We start from the raw sequence: 20925 nt of genomic DNA on the forward strand, positions 1-20925 counted from the left end.
TACAGCGCAGGTTATTATATGTTCTCCTTTTTATAATTGGTGTGCAAACGTCTGCACAGCACGATATTGTTATAAACGCAAAGTTGATGCCTCAGGAAGAAAGCATTGCCATTGCACAGGAAGTTACTTTTAGAAATACGGCTACAAAAGCATTGGACACGCTGTATTTTAACGACTGGGCCAACAGTTTTTCTTCAAAAACTACTCCCCTGGCCAAACGTTTTGCTGAAAATTATAACGATTCCTTTCATTTTGAAAAGGAAGAAGACAGAGGCTTTACCCAAATAACTGAAATTTCCATACAAACCAATGGCGCTGTAAAAAATACCTCCTGGGAACGTGGGAGCGCCGCAGATATCTTAAAAGTGGCTCTAGAAACACCGCTGCAACCCAATGAAGAAGTAACTATTTTACTAAAGTATACCGTTCACGTTGCCGATGACAAATTTACACGTTACGGTGTAGACGATTTTGGAAATTACAAATTGCGGTATTGGTTTATTTCGCCAGCGGTGTACGACGATGGCTGGAAAGCTTATAGCAATAAAAACTCGGACGACTTATTTTTAAATCCGTCAAATTTCAGCATACAATTCTCAGTGCCTACCCGCTATGTTATTACTTCAAATTTTGATGAAGGAGACTCTTTTACTTCAGCAAATGGTATGACAACGGTTTCTCTGGAAGGTAAAAAACGTACCCACGCCATTATTCATATTGAAAAAAATTCTTCTTTTGAAACTATTGAAACAGACAAACTAACGCTTGTTACTAGTCTTCAGGACCAAAAAGTAACTCCGGCCATAAAAGCGCTGGCGGTAGATAGAATTGTTCATTTTCTGGATGGAAAACTGGGTGCCTATCCGTTTAAAAAAATGATAACTACAGAGGAAGCTTATAAAAAAGATCCTGTGTATGGTCTCAATCAGTTGCCAAATTTTATCAGTCCTTTTCCGGATGGTTTTGAGTATGACATGGAGCAACTTAAAACCATTACCCGCAATTATATTGAAAATACACTGGCGCTTAACCCACGGGAAGACTATTGGTTAACAGGTGCGTTGCAAATTTATTTAATGACGGAATATGTAGACACCTACTACCCCAATATGAAACTCATTGGAAGCCTAAGCAATTGGTGGATTATTAAATGGGCACACGCATCAGACCTTGAATTTAATGACCAATACCCTCTCTTGTATTTAAACATGGCGCGTAATAATTTGCACCAATCCTTAACTACCCCCAGAGATTCTTTAGTGAAATTCAATAAAAATATAGCGAACGATTACTATGCGGGAGATGGCTTAAACTACTTAGCAGATTATATTGAAAAGTCTGTTTTAGAAAAATCTATTAAAGAGTTTTATGCTGAAAATGTATTAAAATACGTAACGCCAGCCGTGTTCGAAAAAACCATTGAACAGAACACATCCCTCCCTATTAATTGGTTTTTTGACGAATATGTTGCTAAAAGAACCACCATAGATTTTAAAATTAAAAAGGTTAAGAAAAAAGGCGACTCGCTGGAAGTAACCATCAAAAATTTAAAAGATAACGTGATGCCTGTTTCTATTTATGGGCTCAATAAAGAGGAAGTTCTCTACAAGCAATGGACGCAACCCATTGACAGTACAGTGACCATTACAGTGCCTTCAGAAAATGTAAGAAAACTAGCGCTTAATTATGAAGCCATTATTCCGGAGTTTAACCAACGTAACAACTACAAGGCCGTAAAGGGCTTATTAAACAGACCTTTACAGTTTCGTCTCTTTCAGGATGTGGAAGATTCCAAATACAACCAGTTGTTCTTTATGCCCGTTTTTGAATACAATTTGTATGACGGTTTTAGTTTTGGGATGAAACTATATAACAAAACAGTACTTCCAAAGGGAATTCACTACAAATTTGAACCACAGTTTGGAATAAAATCCAAAGACATCATTGGGAGCGGCTCTATTTCCTATACCCAACGGCTGGATGAAGATAGGTTGTATTCTATGCGCTATGGGTTTTCCGGAAGTTATTATTCTTATGATGAAAACTTATTCTATAAGCGATTTACGCCTTATATCACCTTTGCTTTTAGACCACAAGACCTGCGCGATAACGAAAAACAATTCATCAACCTTAGAAGTATAAACGTTTCCAGAGACGACAATCCAGACGACCCAAACCAGGAACCCAATTACAATGTCTTTAATGCGCAATATGTGTACTCCAACCCTAATTTAATAAACTATTTTAGAGGAACGGTAGATTACCAGATTGCTAAAAATTTCAGCAAAATTTCTGCAACTTTTGAATATCGAAAATTATTTATAAACAACCGCCAGCTCAACATCAGGGCTTTTGCAGGGGCATTTATATTTAATGATACCCGAAATAATAGTGACTATTTTAGCTTTGCTTTGGATAGACCGTCCGATTATTTATTCGACTATAACTACTATGGGCGAAGTGAAGAAACAGGGATTTTCAGCCAACAGCTTATTGTTGCAGAAGGCGGCTTTAAAAGTCAGCTGGAACCTGCATTTGCCAATACGTGGATGACCACGGTAAATGCCAGTACCAACATCTGGAAATGGATTTATGCGTACGGAGATATCGGTTTGGTAGATAACCGTGCACAAAACCCCCAATTTGTATACGATAGCGGAATAAGACTAAGTCTTTTGGCAGATTATTTTGAGCTATACTTCCCACTGTATTCAAACCTGGGATGGGAACCTGGACTCCCTAACTACGAAGAAAAAATTAGGTTTATCGTAACCTTAAGTCCTAAGACACTTCTTGGTCTTTTTACCAGAGCCTGGTATTAAGTTCGTACGTTTTACGAACTGCAATTTATAAGATCCACACTACAAGGTGCAGATTACGAATTTTGAATTCTGAATTGCCTACGATTTTTTGTACTTTTGCAACCTATAAAATACGATATGCAAACAAACCCACAGACCAACAGCGAGTTATCTTTTGACGATTTTAAAACGGAAGTTTTAAACGATTATAAAATTGCCGTAACCAGCCGTGAATGTAGTTTGTTGGGACGTCGTGAAGTACTTACCGGGAAAGCGAAGTTTGGAATTTTTGGGGATGGAAAAGAAATACCGCAATTAGCTTGGGCAAAAGCTTTTAAAAATGGCGATTGGCGTAGCGGGTATTACCGTGACCAGACCTTTATGATGGCCATTGGTAAACTTACCATCCAGCAGTTTTTTGCAGGCTTGTACGGCCATACTACGCTTGACGCAGACCCTATGAGCGCAGGTCGCCAGATGGGAGGTCATTTTGCAACACACAGCTTAAACGAAGACGGTTCCTGGAAAAACCTAACCGCACAAAAAAATAGTAGCGCCGACATCTCTCCTACGGCAGGGCAAATGCCTAGATTGTTAGGATTGGCGCAAGCTTCTAAAATTTTCAGAAACGTAAAAGGGATTGAAAATAAAACCAATTTCTCCATCAATGGAAACGAAGTTGCCTGGGGAACCATAGGAAATGCCAGCACCAGCGAAGGCTTATTCTGGGAAACCATTAACGCAGCGGGTGTTTTACAAGTGCCTATGGTAATAAGTGTCTGGGACGATGAGTATGGTATTTCGGTACACGCACGTCACCAAACCACCAAGGAGAATATCTCTGAGATCTTAAAAGGGTTTCAGCGTACCGAAGACGAGAACGGCTACGAAATTATACGGGTTACCGGCTGGAACTATCCGGAATTGGTAGAAGCCTACCAGAAAGCTGGTACCATTGCAAGGGACGAACACGTTCCCGTTCTAATTCACGTAAAAGAATTAACACAGCCTCAAGGGCATTCTACTAGTGGTTCTCACGAGCGTTACAAAAGCGAAGACCGTCTGGCGTGGGAAAGAGAATTTGATTGCAACGTACAAATGCGCCAATGGATGCTTGCCAATAATATGGCTACCGAAGAGCAGCTTGCCGAACTGGAAAAAGACATTAAAAAGCAAGTACGTGAAGGTAAAAAAGCTGCCTGGACCGCCTTTTTGGAACCTCAAAAACAAGAACGGCAGGAAGCTGTTACCCTACTTAACAATTTAGCGGAAAGTTCTTCCAATAAAAATTTCATCCAAAAAATTGCAAGCGATCTGGCTGCTGAAAGTGAGCCCTCTCGTAGAGATATTCTTTCTTCTACACGAAAAGCACTACGTTATGTGGTGGCTGAAGATGCAGTAGAAAAAAGACAACTGCAGGAGTGGATTAACAATTACTTTGAGACCATTCAGCCAAAATATTCGGCACATTTATATTCCGAAGCGGAAGAAAATGCGAAAACCATTTCAGAAATTCAACCTACCTACAAAGACGGCGCCGAAGAAGTAGATGGTCGTGTGGTATTGCGCGATAATTTTGATGCTATTTTCAGCAAACACCCGGAAGCCCTTATTTTTGGGGAAGATGCTGGTGCTATTGGAGATGTAAACCAAGGCCTGGAAGGAATGCAGGAAAAATATGGCGAACTTCGTGTAAGTGACGCCGGAATTCGAGAAGCCACCATTCTTGGACAAGGCATTGGCATGGCCATGCGCGGCTTACGCCCTATTGCCGAAATTCAGTATCTGGATTATATCCTGTACTGCCTGCAAATTATGAGTGACGATCTGGTTACCGTTCGGTACCGTACCAACGGCACTCAAAAAGCGCCCTTAATTGTAAGAACCCGTGGGCACCGCCTGGAAGGGATCTGGCATAGTGGTTCGCAAATGGGTGGTTTAGTTCATTTATTGCGTGGTATGTATATTCTGGTACCCAGAAATATGACCAAAGCAGCCGGATTCTACAATACCTTATTGGAATCTGACGAACCTGCCTTAGTGGTAGAATGCTTAAATGGCTACCGATTAAAAGAAAAACTCCCTACCAATTTAGGAGAGTTCAGAACTCCAATTGGCGTGGTGGAAACCATTAAAGAAGGAAGCGATATTACGTTGGTTTCATACGGAAGTACACTTAGGATTGTGGAGGAAGCCGCAAAAGAACTGCAACAAGTAGGGATTAATGCCGAAATTATCGATGTACAATCCTTACTTCCTTTGGATATAAACAAGGATCTGGTGGAAAGCGTTAAAAAAACCAACCGATTATTGGTAATAGACGAAGACGTTCCCGGAGGTGCTTCCGCATACATTCTTTCAGAAATTGTAGACAACCAGAATGGGTATCAACATCTGGATAGCAAACCGCAAACCCTGGCTGCAAAAGCACACCGTCCTTCGTATGGAACCGATGGTGATTATTTCAGTAAACCTTCTACAGAAGATATTTTTGAAAAGGTATATGCCATGATGCACGAAGCAAATCCTGCCGACTTTCCGAAGTTAAGGTAATATTAAAGTGGTGTTATATAGCGTGGTATTGTTGTACCTTAGGGTAAACAAATACAAAACGCTATGAAAAAAATTACTTTATGGGTTGCTTGTCTCCTTTTTATCTGTACCATAAAAGCACAAGAAACACTACTCGAAAATGATCCCATCCCCAATGCAGAAGTTCCTGAGCTTGTACGGAAATCTCAGGAAGCAAATTTTCCAAGCAGCTATGTAAGAGCATGGTCTATAGACCGTGGTGTTACAGCGGGTGACGATAAGCCTGTGAGCTATAGGGCTACCTTTAGTGATACCGGAGGTACCAATAGTGAGTATGCAACCTACCTGCCCAACGGCATGCTGTTTTTCCATTCACAGTTTTTAGAATCCAATACCATTCCTTCAAATATTATCTTACAGACCCGATCTGAATTTGACATGTATGAAATTGAACACGCCGATTTCATCACCATGTACAATCCCAAACGAGAAATTTACAGGGTAAAAGTAAGAGACCAGGCGCTGGTGCAAATGGTATATTATACAGTGGATGGCATTAAAATTCCGAAGCAGGATTTACCCGAGGAATTGCTGGTCTTTAAGTACTAATCCGAAATTTTATTTGGAAAGCTGAATATTTAGTTCCATCTTTGAAAGACAAATAAGAAAAAAACCAAGTCATGTTTACTTCAGTTATCAATACTAATTCTAATAATAACGCCAAGACGTAACAGAAACTTGTACCCTATATCTAGCCGCCAAGTTTCTAAGAAACTTGGCGGTTTTTTTTGCTCTCACCCCAACCCTCTCCAGAGGGAGAGGGAGCAAAATAGGAAAATTGAAATATTAATAGGTTTCCGGTGGAGTTTATGCTGAGCGTAGTCGAAGTACGGAAATGACAAAAATTATAATTATGTGTGGAATTGTATGTGCATTCGATCTTAAAAGGCCAGCCGAAGACCTTAGGCCTCAATTATTAACCATGGCAAAATGCCTGAGACATCGTGGGCCGGACTGGAGCGGGATTTTTAGTAACAAGCGCGCTATTATGGCGCACGAGCGTTTGGCGATCGTAGATCCTACGTCTGGGAAACAGCCTTTGTTTTCTGAAGACAAAAAACTAGTCCTGGCTGCCAATGGGGAGATCTACAACCATCTGGAGTTGCGCAAGCAATTTGAAGGTTCGTATACCTTCCAGACCAAAAGTGACTGCGAAGTAATTCTGGCGCTCTACAAAGAAAAAGGCGCTTCGTTTCTGGATGAATTGAATGGGATTTTCGGATTTGCGTTGTACGATGTGGAAACCAACGAATATTTAATCGCCAGAGACCATATGGGAATTATCCCACTCTATATGGGCTGGGACAAAGACGGCACCTTTTATGTGGCTAGCGAATTAAAAGCCCTGGAAGGTTTCTGTACAAAAATTGAGCTCTTCCCTCCTGGTCATTATTTACACAGCAGCGACGGCCAATTAAAACGTTGGTACACCCGCGACTGGATGGAATTTGATGCTGTAAAAGACAACGAAACCAACCTGGACGAGCTACGTAACGCACTGGACGCCGCAGTTCACAGGCAGTTAATGAGTGATGTACCCTACGGAGTCCTGCTTTCTGGCGGTCTCGATTCTTCCATCACTTCTGCCCTGGCCAAAAAATATGCCGACAAGCGAATTGAATCTGGCGATACAGAAGGCGCCTGGTATCCACGCTTACACTCCTTTGCTATTGGACTAAAAGGCTCGCCAGATCTGGCTGCGGCACAAAAAGTAGCCACCCATCTGGATACGGTGCATCACGAAGTACACTTTACCATACAGGAAGGATTGGACGCGATTAAAGATGTAATTTATCACGTAGAAACCTACGATATCACTACCATTCGCGCCTCTACGCCTATGTTCCTGCTCGCACGGGCTATTAAAGCCATGGGAATTAAAATGGTGCTAAGTGGCGAAGGAGCCGATGAGATCTTTGGAGGCTACCTCTATTTTCATAAAGCGCCCTCGGCAAAAGAGTTTCACGAAGAGAACGTACGTAAACTGGACAAACTCCATATGTACGATTGTCTACGTGCCAACAAATCACTGGCTTCCTGGGGTATTGAAGGCCGGGTACCCTTCCTGGACAAAGAATTTATGGACGTAGCCATGCGCCTAAACCCAAAAGACAAAATGATTATCGCGGGTAAAAAAGGCTCTCAGGAAAAACAAGCCATGGAAAAATGGGTGCTGCGGGAAGCTTTTGCCCATATGCTCCCTGCCGAAGTTGCCTGGCGACAAAAAGAACAATTTAGCGACGGCGTAGGCTACAGCTGGATAGATACCTTAAAGGAAATGGTGAACCAAGTGGTAACCGACGAGCAAATGGAAAACGCCCAATACCGCTTCCCTATCCAAACGCCAAAAAGTAAAGAAGAATTTCATTACCGAACCATTTTTGAAGAACATTTCCCGGGCGATGCAGCCGCGCTAACGGTACCCAGTGTCCCCAGCGTAGCCTGTAGTAGCCAGGTAGCCTTAGACTGGGACGAAAGCTTTAAAAACATGAACGACCCTAGCGGACGGGCAGTAGCCAATGTTCATGACGAAGCCTATTGAAAGTACGAGCTACGAATTAAATTAACTCATAAAATCCCAAAGGTGCAAATCCCAACTCTCAAAATACAGTTGTTTTGAGAGTTGGGGTTTTAGTTTCTCCCTATCGTAGCGTTTTTTATTTGCTTACGGAAACCCGTAACTGGAAGTTACCAATGATTTGTAGGTTTACGGGAACGTATATAAAGACACCATACGTACAGTACAATACCTCGATAAGTACGGGTTTTTACGTATGGTTTGGCATATAGATTCTTTTTTAAATTTACAGAGTTGAGACAAAATGTAAAAGGCAATAGGATATGGTAAAAAACAGGGTTTTTCCTGTGGTATGGCGTATGCGTTCTTTGTAGTTTTACGAGGTAATAACTATTAAAAGTTGGTCTTATCTTGATGTATTTTATACCTAGTTAGCCACAAGCTGAAAAAAAATAGAACAATGAAACTATGATAGGAAATGTATGGAGAAAGTGGGATTTACATTTCCACACTCAAACATCATATGATTACAAAAACAAAGGTGTATCTGACCAAGATATCATAGATACCCTTGTAGCTAATAATGTTGAAGTAATAGCCATAACAGACCATCACGTTATGGACGTTCAAAAAATTGTAAATCTTCAAGAATTAGGAAAAGGGAAAGTAACGGTATTACCAGGGATTGAATTTAGAGCAGAACTTGGTGGTAGCGATTCAATTCATTTTATAGGCATCTTTTCGGAAAAGTGCGATATCGAAGATGTTTGGATTAAACTACAATCGGCTTGTGGTATTACAAAAAAAGATATTCAGGACAAAGGCGGTGACCAATATATTCATTGTGACCTTAAAGATACTTGTCATTTAATACATTCTTTGGGAGGTTTAGTAACAGTTCACGCAGGAGCTAAAGCAAATACGTTAGAGAACATTACTAATACTTTGCCTTACAAAATGGCTTTGAAAACAGATTTAGTTTTAAATCATATTGACATTTTAGAATTAGGTCAAGAAAAAGACCAAGAAGATTATAGGAATATTGTCTTTCCTGCAATCAAAGCTCAAATTCCAATGATTATTTGTTCTGACAACCATAATATCACAGATTATCAAGTTAAACAAAATCTTTGGATAAAATCACAACCAACTTTTGAAGGTTTAAAACAAATATTATTCGAACCTGAATACAGAATACATATAGGAGCTAACGCTCCTATTCCGCCTCCAATTAGGATAAATAAAATTGTTTTAGATTTTCCAGCTGACTCAATGTTTGAGAATGAAAGTTTTTGCTTGTCAGGAAAAAATGAAATTAATTTAAGTCCCAATTTTACGTGTATTATTGGTGGTCGCGGAGCAGGAAAAAGCACAATTTTAAATTTGATTCACGAAAAATTAAAATCAGGTGAAAATCAATTCTTCGCAACCAAAAAAATTCGTGATGCAAATGGAAATGTGCTCTCAATAGAGAATAGCGTTGATATTGACAATGATGCTGACGAAAAATACATTGAATTTTTAAGTCAAAATGAAATTGAAGATTTCGCACAAGACTATCATAAATTAACAAGTGCAGTTTATGGTCGCATTCTTAAAAGGGATGAATTAGGTCTTATCACTAGTAAAGAAATAGTCTTAAATCAATGTTTAACGAATTACAAAAAGCAGATAATAAATGTTAGACGAATTGAAACTTTAAAGGCAGAATTAGAACAAAAGAAAAAAGAACTAGCGACTAATAAAAAACTTGTTGAATCATTTTCGAGTGAAGAATACAAACGAATCAATGCCGAATTAAAAGCTTTAACTGTAGAAATCAATCAACTTAAATCATCAACGGAAAAGTATAATCAATTAGTTGCTGACTTATCAGAACTGCAAAAAAACAACAATCAAGTCGAGCCAAAAAATGAATATGCATTAGAAATAGACCGAATTGTTAAGGCATTAAAAGATATTACAGACTCTACTGCCCTTGTTGATTTTTCAAAGTCAATATTGAGATTGTCCGAATTAGAAGCACAGTTAATCTTAAAAAAAGCGGAATTAAAAAAATATTTATCAGACAAGGGGCTTACAGAAGAAAACTTAAAAGACATTTCTAATGCAAACATCTTAATTAACTCTTTAGAAGTTGAGATTCAAAAAAGAGAAGTTGACATAAATGTTTTACAATTGGAAATTGATGGGTTTGATGAAAACATTTCTATTAATGCTAGTTCGGATTATCAAACAGAAATTGAAACTCAAATCAAATCAATTAGTGAAATCCTTGAAAATCTAAAAAATACATCTGTTAAGCCTATTTCATTAAACTTTGACTTTGATGAAATTGCTGCAAATGAAAAGGTATTTAGCGATTTCAAAAGTTTGTTTGAAGGACAAATTGCGAGAAGTAATTATAAAAGTGACAATGTCTTAAAAGATATTTTATTTTGTGTTTTACCAAAAGACATTACAACTAAAGAAGTTCTTATTGAAGCATTAAAAAACTATCCAAGTGCTTCTAACGCAAAAGGGTTTTTAATTGAGTTATTCAGTTTAGATTCAAATTTTAAGGCGTATAAGTTATTGACAAAAATGACTTACTTAAATTATGTTGAATTTAAAAAGGTAAAAGTCCAGTATGATGGAAGACCTATCGAAAAGTCCTCTTTTGGTCAAAGGTGTACTGCCGTTTTAGTCATTTTACTATTATTAGGAAACAACCCAATAATCATTGATGAACCAGAAGCTCATCTCGACAGTCTTTTAATATCAAATTATCTTGTGGAAGTCATTAAAGACAGAAAGAGAAGTAGGCAAATCGTTTTTGCAACACACAATGCAAATTTTGTAATTAATGGTGATGCGGAATTAATTCATATTTTAAGTATTGATGAAGCAAGCCAATCAACGGTAATAAAAAGTACGACAATTGAAAACGAAGACACAAGAGAAACATTAATCGGACTTGAAGGAGGATTTGAAGCTTTCAAAAAACGAGAGAATAAATATCAATATAGAATAAAGTAAAGCCAGTGGCTAACAACATATATAAAACATAGTGCGAGCCGTTGCTAACACGAAGGTTCGGGCATTTTTGCGAGGTCGCCAAATTTTTAAATTTGGCTAATCGGGAAAAGAAAGATAATCAGTAAAATTTAAAAATTCGGCTTGTGCTTAACCGAAACGAAACTGTCTATTTTCTGCACTACGTTTCATATACAAATCCGTTGTGTGTAATGCAAAAAAGCAATCGAAGTATGAAACATATATTTACAATTTTATTTTTTTTCGCTTTTTTATTTTCTTTTGCACAGACCAATCCAAATCACGTTTACGTTAGTGGATATTACAGAAGTAATGGCACATATGTCCAACCTCATTATCGAACCGCACCAAATAGCACTAATAGAGATAATTTTTCAACACGAGGAAATACCAATCCATATACAGGACAGGCTGGATATATTACACCTGATAGTAATACATCTTCTAAATATACACCAAGCTCTTATTCTAATTCAACTAAAACTACCTACCCTACAACCACTTACAATACAACTTCAACCAGTACGTCAAATAATTCATATAATTCAACAAATATTTATACAACTACAAGCTCCTATGGTCAGTTATGGAGAACACCATCACAACACGATGCAATTCGCCCAATTCAGAAAGGAACTAGTGTCAGCGTATTAGAATATCAGAATGGCTTTTATAAAGTAATGTCAAATGGTACAGTTGGATATATAAACACTATTACGATTAACGAAAATTCTACAATGAAAAGCCTAAAAAATGGCGTGAAAGAATATTCAAATAAAACAGGAGACAAAGCCACGGTAAATGAAATTTTTGACATAGAAGTATCAAAAATATATGCGCTACCAAGTAAATACGTATCCTCAAGAGATGCAAATTTACGATTAGGACCGACTACAATTACTAATGTTTTGACCACAATTAAACGAAATGATAAAATCAGGATTATTGATAATTCAACTTATAGTTCTTGGACGAAAATAATTGTAGAAGCTGATGACGGATATTACATTGGATTTTTGAGCAATAGTTTAATCTCTGATAACAAAATAGAAAATAAAGAACAGACTGACGGTCCAACTTCAGTTGTAAGAAATTTTCTTAAACATTTAGACGAAGAAGAATTTTATAGTGCATTCTCATTAACAAATAACCCAAGTTGGAATAAAAATGGTGGATATAGTTGGTTTTCTTCAACAGATGCGTATGGCGGTATTGATTATGTGACAATTTATGAAGTTAGGCTTGAAAATGCTTATGAAGATCAAGCTGTTGTATTTGCAGATTATTATGCCAGTGATCCTTTACATACTTCTAGAAGATGGAAACAAATTTTGATTTTGGAATATCAATATGGTAAATGGAAAATAATAAAAACCAAATTAGCGGAATAGCACTGTAAACAACACCGCATAATATACAACGGTCACATTCGGCTTTCATTTAATTCCCTAACTTTATAAAAAATTAGCCAAGCAGATACATCGTAGTGGTAGCGCTATTGTTTTTCTAGCTCAAAGGCTCGCCGTATCAAACCCAAACCCGTTATTCGTAAGCTGAAAAAAATGAACATACAGCATTACAAAACCAAAAATAGAATTTTAAGAAACTATATCGATGGATATTATTTTATGGAAAAAGGGAAGTCTGGATCAGCAGTTCATTATCTCACGTTCCCTAATAATTTATGTATTGTAAGCACTACGCAAAATGCAGATGTAAAAATAGGCCGGGAAAAGATTGTTGTAACCCCTTCAAAAAAGAAAAGGATTACTACAGATTTGGTGGTAAGATACACTAAACCCTTTGAAGTGGTGTATGAGGAACCCACCAATGAGATAACCATTAAATTTAAACCTCTTGGCCTTAATCGTTTTATAGAAAATATTTCAGACTATTTTAGTGATGGGTTCTATATGGATTTTCAACCATTTGATGATCTGAATGAGGAAATGCAAATAATCTTTGATATTGCAGACAGAAACAAACAGATTGAAAGGCTTGAAATGTATTGGTTGTCCAAATTAAATACTATTGAGTTAAGTAGGTTGGAAAAAATACTTGACGATGTTGAAACAGAAATTAGTATTACAGAAATCTCAAAAAAACATAATATTTCAAGACAATATCTCAATAAGATCTTTCAAAAAAATCTTGGCAAAACACCTTCGGAATACCGTAAGGTTCATAAATTCAGAAAAGCCTTGCTAGATTTCCAAAAGGTAAAAAATCTAACAGCGCTTTCTTATGAAAGTCTTTTCTACGACCAATCCCATTTTATAAAGGAATTTAAATCACTTACCAATATTAAACCAAGTTCGTTTTTTAAAAATATAGATTCGAACAAGGAAATTGCCTGGCTATTTTTTTAACGTAGTTTCCATTCTTACAATTTTGTCTTTCTGGTTATCCCTTTATTTGTGGGAATTTTTAATCAATATACTATGAAGAAGTTTTTATGTTCAATCCTTTTAGTTGGGAGTATCTTTAATATGTATTCACAAACAACTTGTGACTGCACGCTTGCCTTAAATAAAGTAATAGTAAAAATTGAAAGCGATTATCCTGGTTTTGAAGAAAAGACAAAAGACACTTTGCTCTACAACAACCTTAAAAAACAATTAGTTTCTGAAGCAAAAAAAACAGATACTTCCAATTGTCTTGATGTTCTTTTAAAATTTACAACATTCTTTAAAGATCGCCATATTTGGATTTTACCCAATGAACAAGAAAGCCATGAAATTAAGGAAGTAATGAGTAAACCCAAACAGTTAAATATCAATATCGCGGCGTTTAAAAGAAATATAAAAAAGTCCAAAGATAAACTGGAGGGAATATGGAAAGATGAAACGTATACGGTTGGGGTCACAAAAACTGGAATAAATGAATATACAGGATTTATTATTGAAACAACAAATCCAAATTGGAAACCAAAAGAGATTAAATTTCAATTAAATAAAGAGAATATTACCTATTATCTTTCAGACCATTCTATATATCAAGATACTTTTAAGCTATATGAAGATTACCTTCTTTATATAAATAATTTGAAGTCAAACTTTATCAAACAGAACCTAGACCGAAAATTAGATACAGCAGAAGTTAAAAATAGCGTAAATGAATTAGATGGGTTTTATTACAAGAAATTAACTGAAAAATCATCTTTAATAAAAATATCAAGTTTTAATTATCCCTATGTGGAACGTATTGGAAAATTAATTGAGGTTAATAAAACAGCAATTGAGAATAGCGAAAATCTTATTATTGATATTAGAAATAATGGAGGTGGGACAGATGATGCTTACACAAAACTATTACCCTTACTTGCCACCAATCCTATAAGAAACATTGGAATAGAGCTTCTATCCACTCAGGGGTTAATTGATGGCGTCACTACCTATAAAGATGGTTTAATGAAAAAGGACGCAGAAAAAAATAAAGACGAAATAAAAGAATTGGAAAATCGTCTTACCATTTACAAAGAGAATTTTGGTAAATTTATAAATCTTTCCAGAAAAGATGTTACTATTGATTCTGTGCAGATAAATGATAGAAGCCCAAAGCAAATTATTATTCTTGTAAACGATAATGTGGCAAGTGCGGGAGAGAATTTTTTACTAAAAGCTAAACAGAGCAAAAAAGTTAAGGTAATGGGAATACCAACTTCTGGAGTTTTGGATTATGCAAATGCATATTTTTTTAAATTTGCTTGCGAGAATTATAAGCTGTTACTACCAACGTATAGGTCCTTAAGGCTACCACAGTACCCAATTGATAACATCGGAATTCAACCCGACATCTATATTGATAAAAGTATTACAGATTGGGAACAGTTTGCTATTGATTATTTAGAAAATTAAAGAATAATAAAGCCTGCACCTAACACACTATAAAGCTCATAGGCATTTAGTTGCTTAATCGAAGTCAATACGTATGTACAAGTCCGCCAAATTTTTTAATTTGGCTTATAAATTAGAAAAGGAAATCCATGAACGAGATCATTTGCCCCAACTGTAAAAAAGCCTTTAAAGTAGATGAAGCAGGTTTTGCCGACATTCTAAAGCAGGTTCGGGACCATCAGTTTCAGGAAGAGCTGGACAACAGGCTGGCATTGGCAGAACGGGAAAAACAAAGTGCCATACAACTGGCCGAGGCTACTGTGAGACATACGTTACAGGAACAATTGGCAAAAAAGGACAACGAGCTCACCAGCCTAAAATCCCGCGTAGCCAGTGAATTGGCCGAGAAACTAGCTCAGAAAGACCACGAACTCAGTATGCTTAAAACCAAAAGCGAGAGCGAACTGGCGGCAAAGCTATCTGGCAAAGAAAGTGAGATCGCCGAGATGCGGTCCAAATTGCAACAGGCATCTATTTCGGAACAACTTAAGGTAGCAGAAGCCATTAAGCAGATAGAAAAAGAGCGCGACACGCTTTCCAACGATCTAAAACTTAAAGCCACCGAAACCCAATTGCTGGAAAAATCTATGCAGGAAAAGTTCGCCAACCAGCTTATGGTACGCGAAGAAACCATCAAAATGAAAGACGAAGAGATCGCTTTTTATAAGGATTTTAAACAAAAACAGTCCACCAAAATGGTGGGCGAAACGCTAGAGCAGCACTGCGAGATCGAATTTAACAAATTACGGGCTACCGGGTTTCAAAATGCTTACTTTGAAAAAGACAACGATGCCAAAGGCGGTACCAAAGGCGATTATATTTACAGGGAAACCGATGGTGCCGGCAATGAGATCATCTCCATTATGTTCGAGATGAAAAATGAAAATGATGAAACGGCTACCAAAAAAAGAAACGAAGACTTCTTTGCCAAACTGGACAAAGACCGTCAGGATAAAAATTGTGAATATGCCGTTTTAGTCTCGCTGCTGGAATCGGAAAATGAATTTTACAATACGGGTATTGTAGATGTATCGCACAAGTTTCAGAAAATGTATGTAGTACGCCCTCAGTTTTTTATCCCTATCATCACCCTACTGCGCAATGCCGCCATGAATTCTCTGAAATACAAAGCAGAACTGAATTTAATGCGGAATCAAAATATCGATATTACCAATTTTGAAGAAAAGATAGATTCCTTTAAAAAGGGATTTGCCTATAACTACGATCTGGCCAGTAGAAAGTTTACAAAAGCAATTGAAGAAATCGATAAAACAATTAGTCATCTTAATAAAACAAAAGATGCCTTGCTGTCGTCTGAAAACAATTTACGTCTGGCAAATAATAAAGCAGACGATCTCACCATCAAAAAATTAACTTACGGCAATCCTACTATGAAAGAAAAATTTGAGGGACTTTCAGATTCGGAGAACTCATAAAGCGCTTATACAATTTTTCTAAAAAGAGAGGAAACCTAAGCATTCTGTTAAACCCTCCCAAAATCCGTGCATCCGTGCGTTAAAGAGCGTTAACAGCCTTTCAATTCAGCTATACTATATGTATCTTAGTTTTATGGAAAAGATATTAGTAGCAGGTGCCACAGGCACTACCGGAAAAAAAGTGATCAACCTCTTAAAAGATACAGACCACTACACCCCCGTGGCGATGGTTCGAAATGAATCTCAAGAAAAACAATTTAAGGACCAAGGCGTAGAAACCGTTTGGGGCGATTTAACCAAAGATGTCTCCAATACCACCAAAGGCATCCACAAAGTGATTTTTGCGGCTGGTTCTGGCGGAAAAGATGTTCATAACGTAGATCAGGAAGGTGCCAAACGATTGATAGATGCTTCCAAGAAGGATCGCATCGAGAAATTTGTGATGTTAAGTTCTATGGGCGCAGACAATCCGCAAGGCGAGCTAAAAGAATATTTACAAGCCAAACAAAATGCAGATCAGTATTTGGATATTAGCGGTTTAACCTTTAGCATTGTAAGACCAGGCGCTTTAAACAACAATGAAGGTCTTGGGAAAATTAAGTTACAGCACAAGCTGAATGAGCAAGGTGAGATTCCACGTTGGGATGTTGCCAGAACTCTGGTAAAAAGTCTGGACACGAACGTAGCCAAGAATCAGGCATTCGAAATCCTAACAGGAGAAACCAATATTGAAGAAGCCGTACAGGCATTTCAGGTGGTGTAATAAAGCGTATGGATTAGTTACTTATAAAATTAAAAAGAGCCAAAACAATTTGTTTTGGCTCTTTTTAATGGTACTTATACGCTTTCTTAATCCCGCTCTATTTTCACTAAAGAAGGTTTTATTTTAATAACACCGAAGAAATTCAGTACTCTCATAATCTGATACGTAGGATCTATTTCATGCCAACGCACGCCACCAAAATTGGAACGGCTCGCGTATTTATGGTGATTGTTATGATACCCCTCGCCCATCATTAAAAAATCGAACTTAAAAAGGTTCTTAGAAGTGTCTTTCGATTTGAAATTTACATAGCCATAGATATGTGCATACCAGTTAATAATCACACCGTGAATAGGCGCCATAAACAACGCTACAGGTAAAAATAACCATTGCCACCAGGCCGTAGCAAAAAACACAAAGAATGCGATGTATATTACAGCCCAGGACAAACGAGATACCCAGGAACTTGCAAAGGCATCAAAACGTTTCCATTGTGGCACATTTTTCGTGAATTTTGGTTCTACAAAAATCTTTTGTTTGTTTATGTCACTATAAATAGTTTTGGTACGCCACATCATAGAAAAAACGCTGGCATCGTATTTAGGAGAATGCGGATCGTCCTCTGTGTCTGCATAGGCGTGGTGCATACGGTGCATCACTCCATACCCATAAGCGCTTAAATAATTGGAGCCCTGGAAAAACCAGGTTAGAATAAAGGTAATTTTTTCTGCAACATTAGACATGGTAAACGTCTGGTGTGCAGCATATCTGTGAAGAAAAAAGGTTTGAAAGAACAAACCTCCGTACCACAAGATGATAATAAATAGAATAATTGTCATGGTAACTTTTTTTTTCAAAGATACTTGCAACAATGTTGCCAAACAATGAACTTAGGTTAAGTAATTCGTTTTCTAATTCGGCTTAATGCCTGAGGGGTGACGCCAATGTAGGAGCTAACATACTTAAGAGGAATTACATGGATTAATTCCGGGCGTTCTTTAAATAAATTTAAGTAGCGCTGTTCGGGCGTTTCGTTTAGTAAGGATTGCTCTCGTTTCGATTTTATATAGAACAAGCGTTCTGCCGTTAGCCTGCCAATGAGATTGCCAATTTGAGTAGTTTTGTAGACTTCTTGTAAATCGGTATACGACATACTGTACAAAGTGGTATCTGCCAGGGTTTCCAACTCATACAAAGAGGGTTTTTGAGTTAGAAAAGAATCGTAGGCGCTCACAAACTGATTTTGAAAGCAAAATCCGAAGGTGACTTCATGTTCTTTAAACTCTTTCGGAATATAAAAGCGAACCACCCCTTGCTGAATAAATGAGATATGATTTTCTACCGCGCCTTCTTTTAAGAAAACAGTTTTCTTTGTAAGCTCCTTCTTCTGCAACCGAGCCGAAAAATTATCCCAATCCGTGTCCGAAATATGGGCTATTTCTTCAATATAGTTTCGTATAAATTGTAATTCTGAAGTCATTTGTAAAATGGGTAATTGGGTAACTGGGTGATTTGGTGATTTGGTGATTATGAAAATTATTTAAAGTCTTACTTTCGTTTTCGCAACGTCCCCCTTCCGATTTTTTGCGATTTCTAATTTTAAATTTTATTAGATAAATTCCGCAAAAACACATCTTCTCCCGATACGCGGAATGCACATTTCCAGCTTTACTAAACCATAGTTAACCACTGGAGGAAAGAGCTAAATTGTGATTTTTAATCTACTCTCGTTTTCAACTTTATGGTTAATTTCGATTTAAATATTTCAATCTACAATGGTACTTCGTAAATCGTCTAGGGCAACCATTTCTTATCAAAATTGGGCTTCCGTTTTTCCAGGAACGCATCCCGTCCTTCTTTGGCTTCGTCCGTCATATAGGCCAATCGGGTGGCTTCTCCCGCAAACACTTGCTGGCCTACCATACCGTCGTCGGTAAGGTTCATAGCGAACTTCAGCATTTTTATACTTGTTGGGCTTTTTCCTAGTACTTCCTGCGCCCAATTGAAGGCGGTCTGTTCCAGTTCGTCGTGAGGGATCACGGCATTTACCATTCCCATTTCGTACGCTTCTTGTGCCGAATAGTTTCTTCCTAGGAAAAATATTTCACGTGCCCGCTTCTGCCCTACCATTTTAGCGAGATAGGCACTTCCATAACCCCCGTCAAAACTGGTAACGTCTGCATCGGTTTGTTTAAAAATAGCGTTTTCTTTACTGGCAAGCGTCATATCGCACACCACGTGCAAACTGTGTCCGCCACCAACGGCCCAGCCAGGCACCACGCAGATCACCGCTTTCGGCATAAAACGAATCATTCGCTGTGCATCCAGAATATTTAATCTGTGGTAGCCATCGTCTCCTACATACCCCTGGTGCCCACGTGCTTTTTGATCCCCACCACTACAAAAACTCCAAACGCCATCTTTGGTGGAAGGACCTTCCGCAGAGAGCAACACCACGCCAATACTAGTGTCTTCCTGTGCATCGTGCAGGGCATCTAATAATTCGGCTGTCGTTTTTGGTCTAAAGGCATTGCGCACATCGGGTCTGTTAAAAGCAATACGAGCCACATGGTGCGACTTTTTATAGGTGATATCTGTATATTCTTTGGCAGTTTTCCAGTCGGGTGTCAGCATATTTGTTATTTTTACTCAAAGATACAAATGTTTGTGGTTTGGAGTTTATAGTTTGGTATTACTACCCCTATAAACCACGAATTATAAACAACAAACACATCGTATGAAAAAATTAATTTTTGCACTCGCATTCGCTTCAACTCTTACAGCTTTTAGCCAGGAAGCCTACAAATTTACCACGCAGATAGACCTGGAGGCAACGCCTGTTATTTCGCAAGGCAGGACGGGAACGTGTTGGAGTTTTAGCAGTACTTCTTTTTTAGAGTCTGAAATTATTAGGCTTACAGGAAAAAATGTAGACTTATCTGAAATGTACACCGTTCGAAATACCTATCCGAAGAAATTAGAGAATTTCGTGATGCGCCAAGGGAAAGCACAATTTAGCGAAGGCGGATTGGCGCACGATGTGATGAATTCGGTTGCTGAATATGGCTTGGTGCCTAATGAAGCGTATAGCGGCTTATTTTTAAGTGAAACCGATCACAACCACGCAGAGCTGGTAGCCGTGTTAGAAGCCATGGCAAAAACCTATATCGACAATCCCGCAAGAAAGCTAAGCAAGAAATGGAAGCCTGCTACGGAAGCTGTTTTAGACACCTATTTAGGGGAAAACTTTACTCAGTTTACCTTTGAAGGAAAGCAATATACCCCGGAAACCTTTCGGGATGCCATGAAAATTGTACCAAAGGATTATGTCACAATTACCTCTTTTACACAAGCGCCTTTCTTTTCAGAATTTATACTGAATATCCCTGATAACTGGAGCTACGGAAGTTTTTACAATGTGCCTTTGGACGAAATGATGGCGAGTATTGACAATGCCCTTGCCAAAGGATTTACGGTAGAGCTGGATTGCGATGTAAGCGAAAGAAGCTTCAGCAGTAAAGATGGTGTGGCTGTGATTCCGAAGGAGGAAGAAAATACGATAAAAGCGTTGCAAGGTGTGTATCCAGAAATGAAAGTTACCCAGGAATACCGCCAGGACGAGTTTGAAAATTTTACAACCACCGACGATCATTTAATGCACATTACCGGAACTTTAGTAGATCAAAACGGTACGAAATACTACAAAGTAAAAAACAGTTGGGGAACCGACGCGTCCAGAAATGCAAATGGCGGTTATGTATACTTTAGTGAAGCGTATATGCGTTTAAAGACCATTAGCATAACGGTTCATAAAGATGCTGTTCCAAAAGGAACTGCCAAAAAACTGAATTTATAATTGGTGCGATTGTTGTACACTTATTTA

14 protein-coding genes are annotated in these 20925 nt (G+C 38.0%); 11 read left to right on the forward strand and 3 right to left on the reverse strand.

Annotated features, from left to right (window positions below; all coding sequences use genetic code 11):
* The first annotated feature begins 41 nt into the window (after positions 1–41).
* The 10 genes from ACQ2HF_RS14035 (at position 42) to ACQ2HF_RS14080 (ending at position 17042) form a co-directional block, all read left to right on the forward strand.
* Positions 42–2822 (forward strand): metalloprotease, encoded by a 2781-nt coding sequence (locus tag ACQ2HF_RS14035; RefSeq protein ID WP_432411047.1) that lies wholly within the window; start codon positions 42–44, stop codon positions 2820–2822.
* Positions 2823–2939: 117 nt separating this feature from the next.
* The gene (locus ACQ2HF_RS14040; RefSeq protein WP_432411048.1) at positions 2940–5354 is read left to right on the forward strand and encodes an alpha-ketoacid dehydrogenase subunit alpha/beta; all 2415 of its coding nucleotides are present in this window, start codon (positions 2940–2942) and stop codon (positions 5352–5354) included.
* 63 nt (positions 5355–5417) lie between these two features.
* On the forward strand, positions 5418–5942 hold the full coding sequence (locus ACQ2HF_RS14045) for a hypothetical protein (RefSeq protein ID WP_432411049.1): 525 nt from the start codon (positions 5418–5420) through the stop codon (positions 5940–5942).
* A gap of 304 nt (positions 5943–6246) precedes the next feature.
* Positions 6247–7935: an asparagine synthase B gene (gene asnB / locus ACQ2HF_RS14050; RefSeq protein WP_432411050.1), complete on the forward strand. Its 1689-nt coding sequence runs from the start codon at positions 6247–6249 to the stop codon at positions 7933–7935.
* A 444-nt stretch (positions 7936–8379) separates the two neighbouring features.
* Complete coding sequence (locus tag ACQ2HF_RS14055; RefSeq protein ID WP_432411051.1) at positions 8380–10929, forward strand: TrlF family AAA-like ATPase; 2550 nt, start codon at positions 8380–8382, stop codon at positions 10927–10929.
* 230 nt (positions 10930–11159) lie between these two features.
* Positions 11160–12338, forward strand: coding sequence for an SH3 domain-containing protein (locus ACQ2HF_RS14060; RefSeq protein WP_432411052.1), 1179 nt, complete (start codon positions 11160–11162; stop codon positions 12336–12338).
* Between the two features lie 171 nt (positions 12339–12509).
* Positions 12510–13316, forward strand: coding sequence for a helix-turn-helix domain-containing protein (locus ACQ2HF_RS14065; RefSeq protein WP_432411053.1), 807 nt, complete (start codon positions 12510–12512; stop codon positions 13314–13316).
* Between the two features lie 72 nt (positions 13317–13388).
* Positions 13389–14804: a S41 family peptidase gene (locus ACQ2HF_RS14070; RefSeq protein WP_432411054.1), complete on the forward strand. Its 1416-nt coding sequence runs from the start codon at positions 13389–13391 to the stop codon at positions 14802–14804.
* 128 nt (positions 14805–14932) lie between these two features.
* On the forward strand, positions 14933–16279 hold the full coding sequence (locus ACQ2HF_RS14075) for a DUF2130 domain-containing protein (RefSeq protein WP_432411055.1): 1347 nt from the start codon (positions 14933–14935) through the stop codon (positions 16277–16279).
* Between the two features lie 133 nt (positions 16280–16412).
* Complete coding sequence (locus ACQ2HF_RS14080; RefSeq protein ID WP_432411056.1) at positions 16413–17042, forward strand: SDR family oxidoreductase; 630 nt, start codon at positions 16413–16415, stop codon at positions 17040–17042.
* 86 nt (positions 17043–17128) lie between these two features.
* Here ACQ2HF_RS14080 and ACQ2HF_RS14085 read toward each other — a convergent pair whose 3' ends face one another.
* The 3 genes from ACQ2HF_RS14085 to ACQ2HF_RS14095 all read right to left on the reverse strand — a co-directional run bounded on the left by ACQ2HF_RS14085 (position 17129) and on the right by ACQ2HF_RS14095 (position 19676).
* The gene (locus ACQ2HF_RS14085) at positions 17129–17881 is read right to left on the reverse strand and encodes an acyl-CoA desaturase (protein WP_432411057.1); all 753 of its coding nucleotides are present in this window, start codon (positions 17879–17881) and stop codon (positions 17129–17131) included.
* Between the two features lie 56 nt (positions 17882–17937).
* Positions 17938–18522 carry a Crp/Fnr family transcriptional regulator gene (locus tag ACQ2HF_RS14090; protein WP_432411058.1) on the reverse strand — a complete coding sequence of 195 codons (585 nt, stop codon included), beginning with the start codon at positions 18520–18522 and terminating at the stop codon, positions 17938–17940.
* A gap of 314 nt (positions 18523–18836) precedes the next feature.
* Positions 18837–19676 (reverse strand): 1,4-dihydroxy-2-naphthoyl-CoA synthase, encoded by an 840-nt coding sequence (locus ACQ2HF_RS14095; protein WP_432411059.1) that lies wholly within the window; start codon positions 19674–19676, stop codon positions 18837–18839.
* A 103-nt stretch (positions 19677–19779) separates the two neighbouring features.
* Between ACQ2HF_RS14095 and ACQ2HF_RS14100 the strand changes: the two genes are divergently transcribed.
* A complete protein-coding gene (locus ACQ2HF_RS14100; protein WP_432411060.1) occupies positions 19780–20898 on the forward strand; it encodes a C1 family peptidase in 1119 nt (372 codons plus the stop codon).
* Positions 20899–20925 lie beyond the last annotated feature (27 nt).

Origin of the sequence: Rasiella sp. SM2506 (assembly GCF_050859505.1) — a bacterium.
GTDB lineage: Bacteria > Bacteroidota > Bacteroidia > Flavobacteriales > Flavobacteriaceae > Marinirhabdus.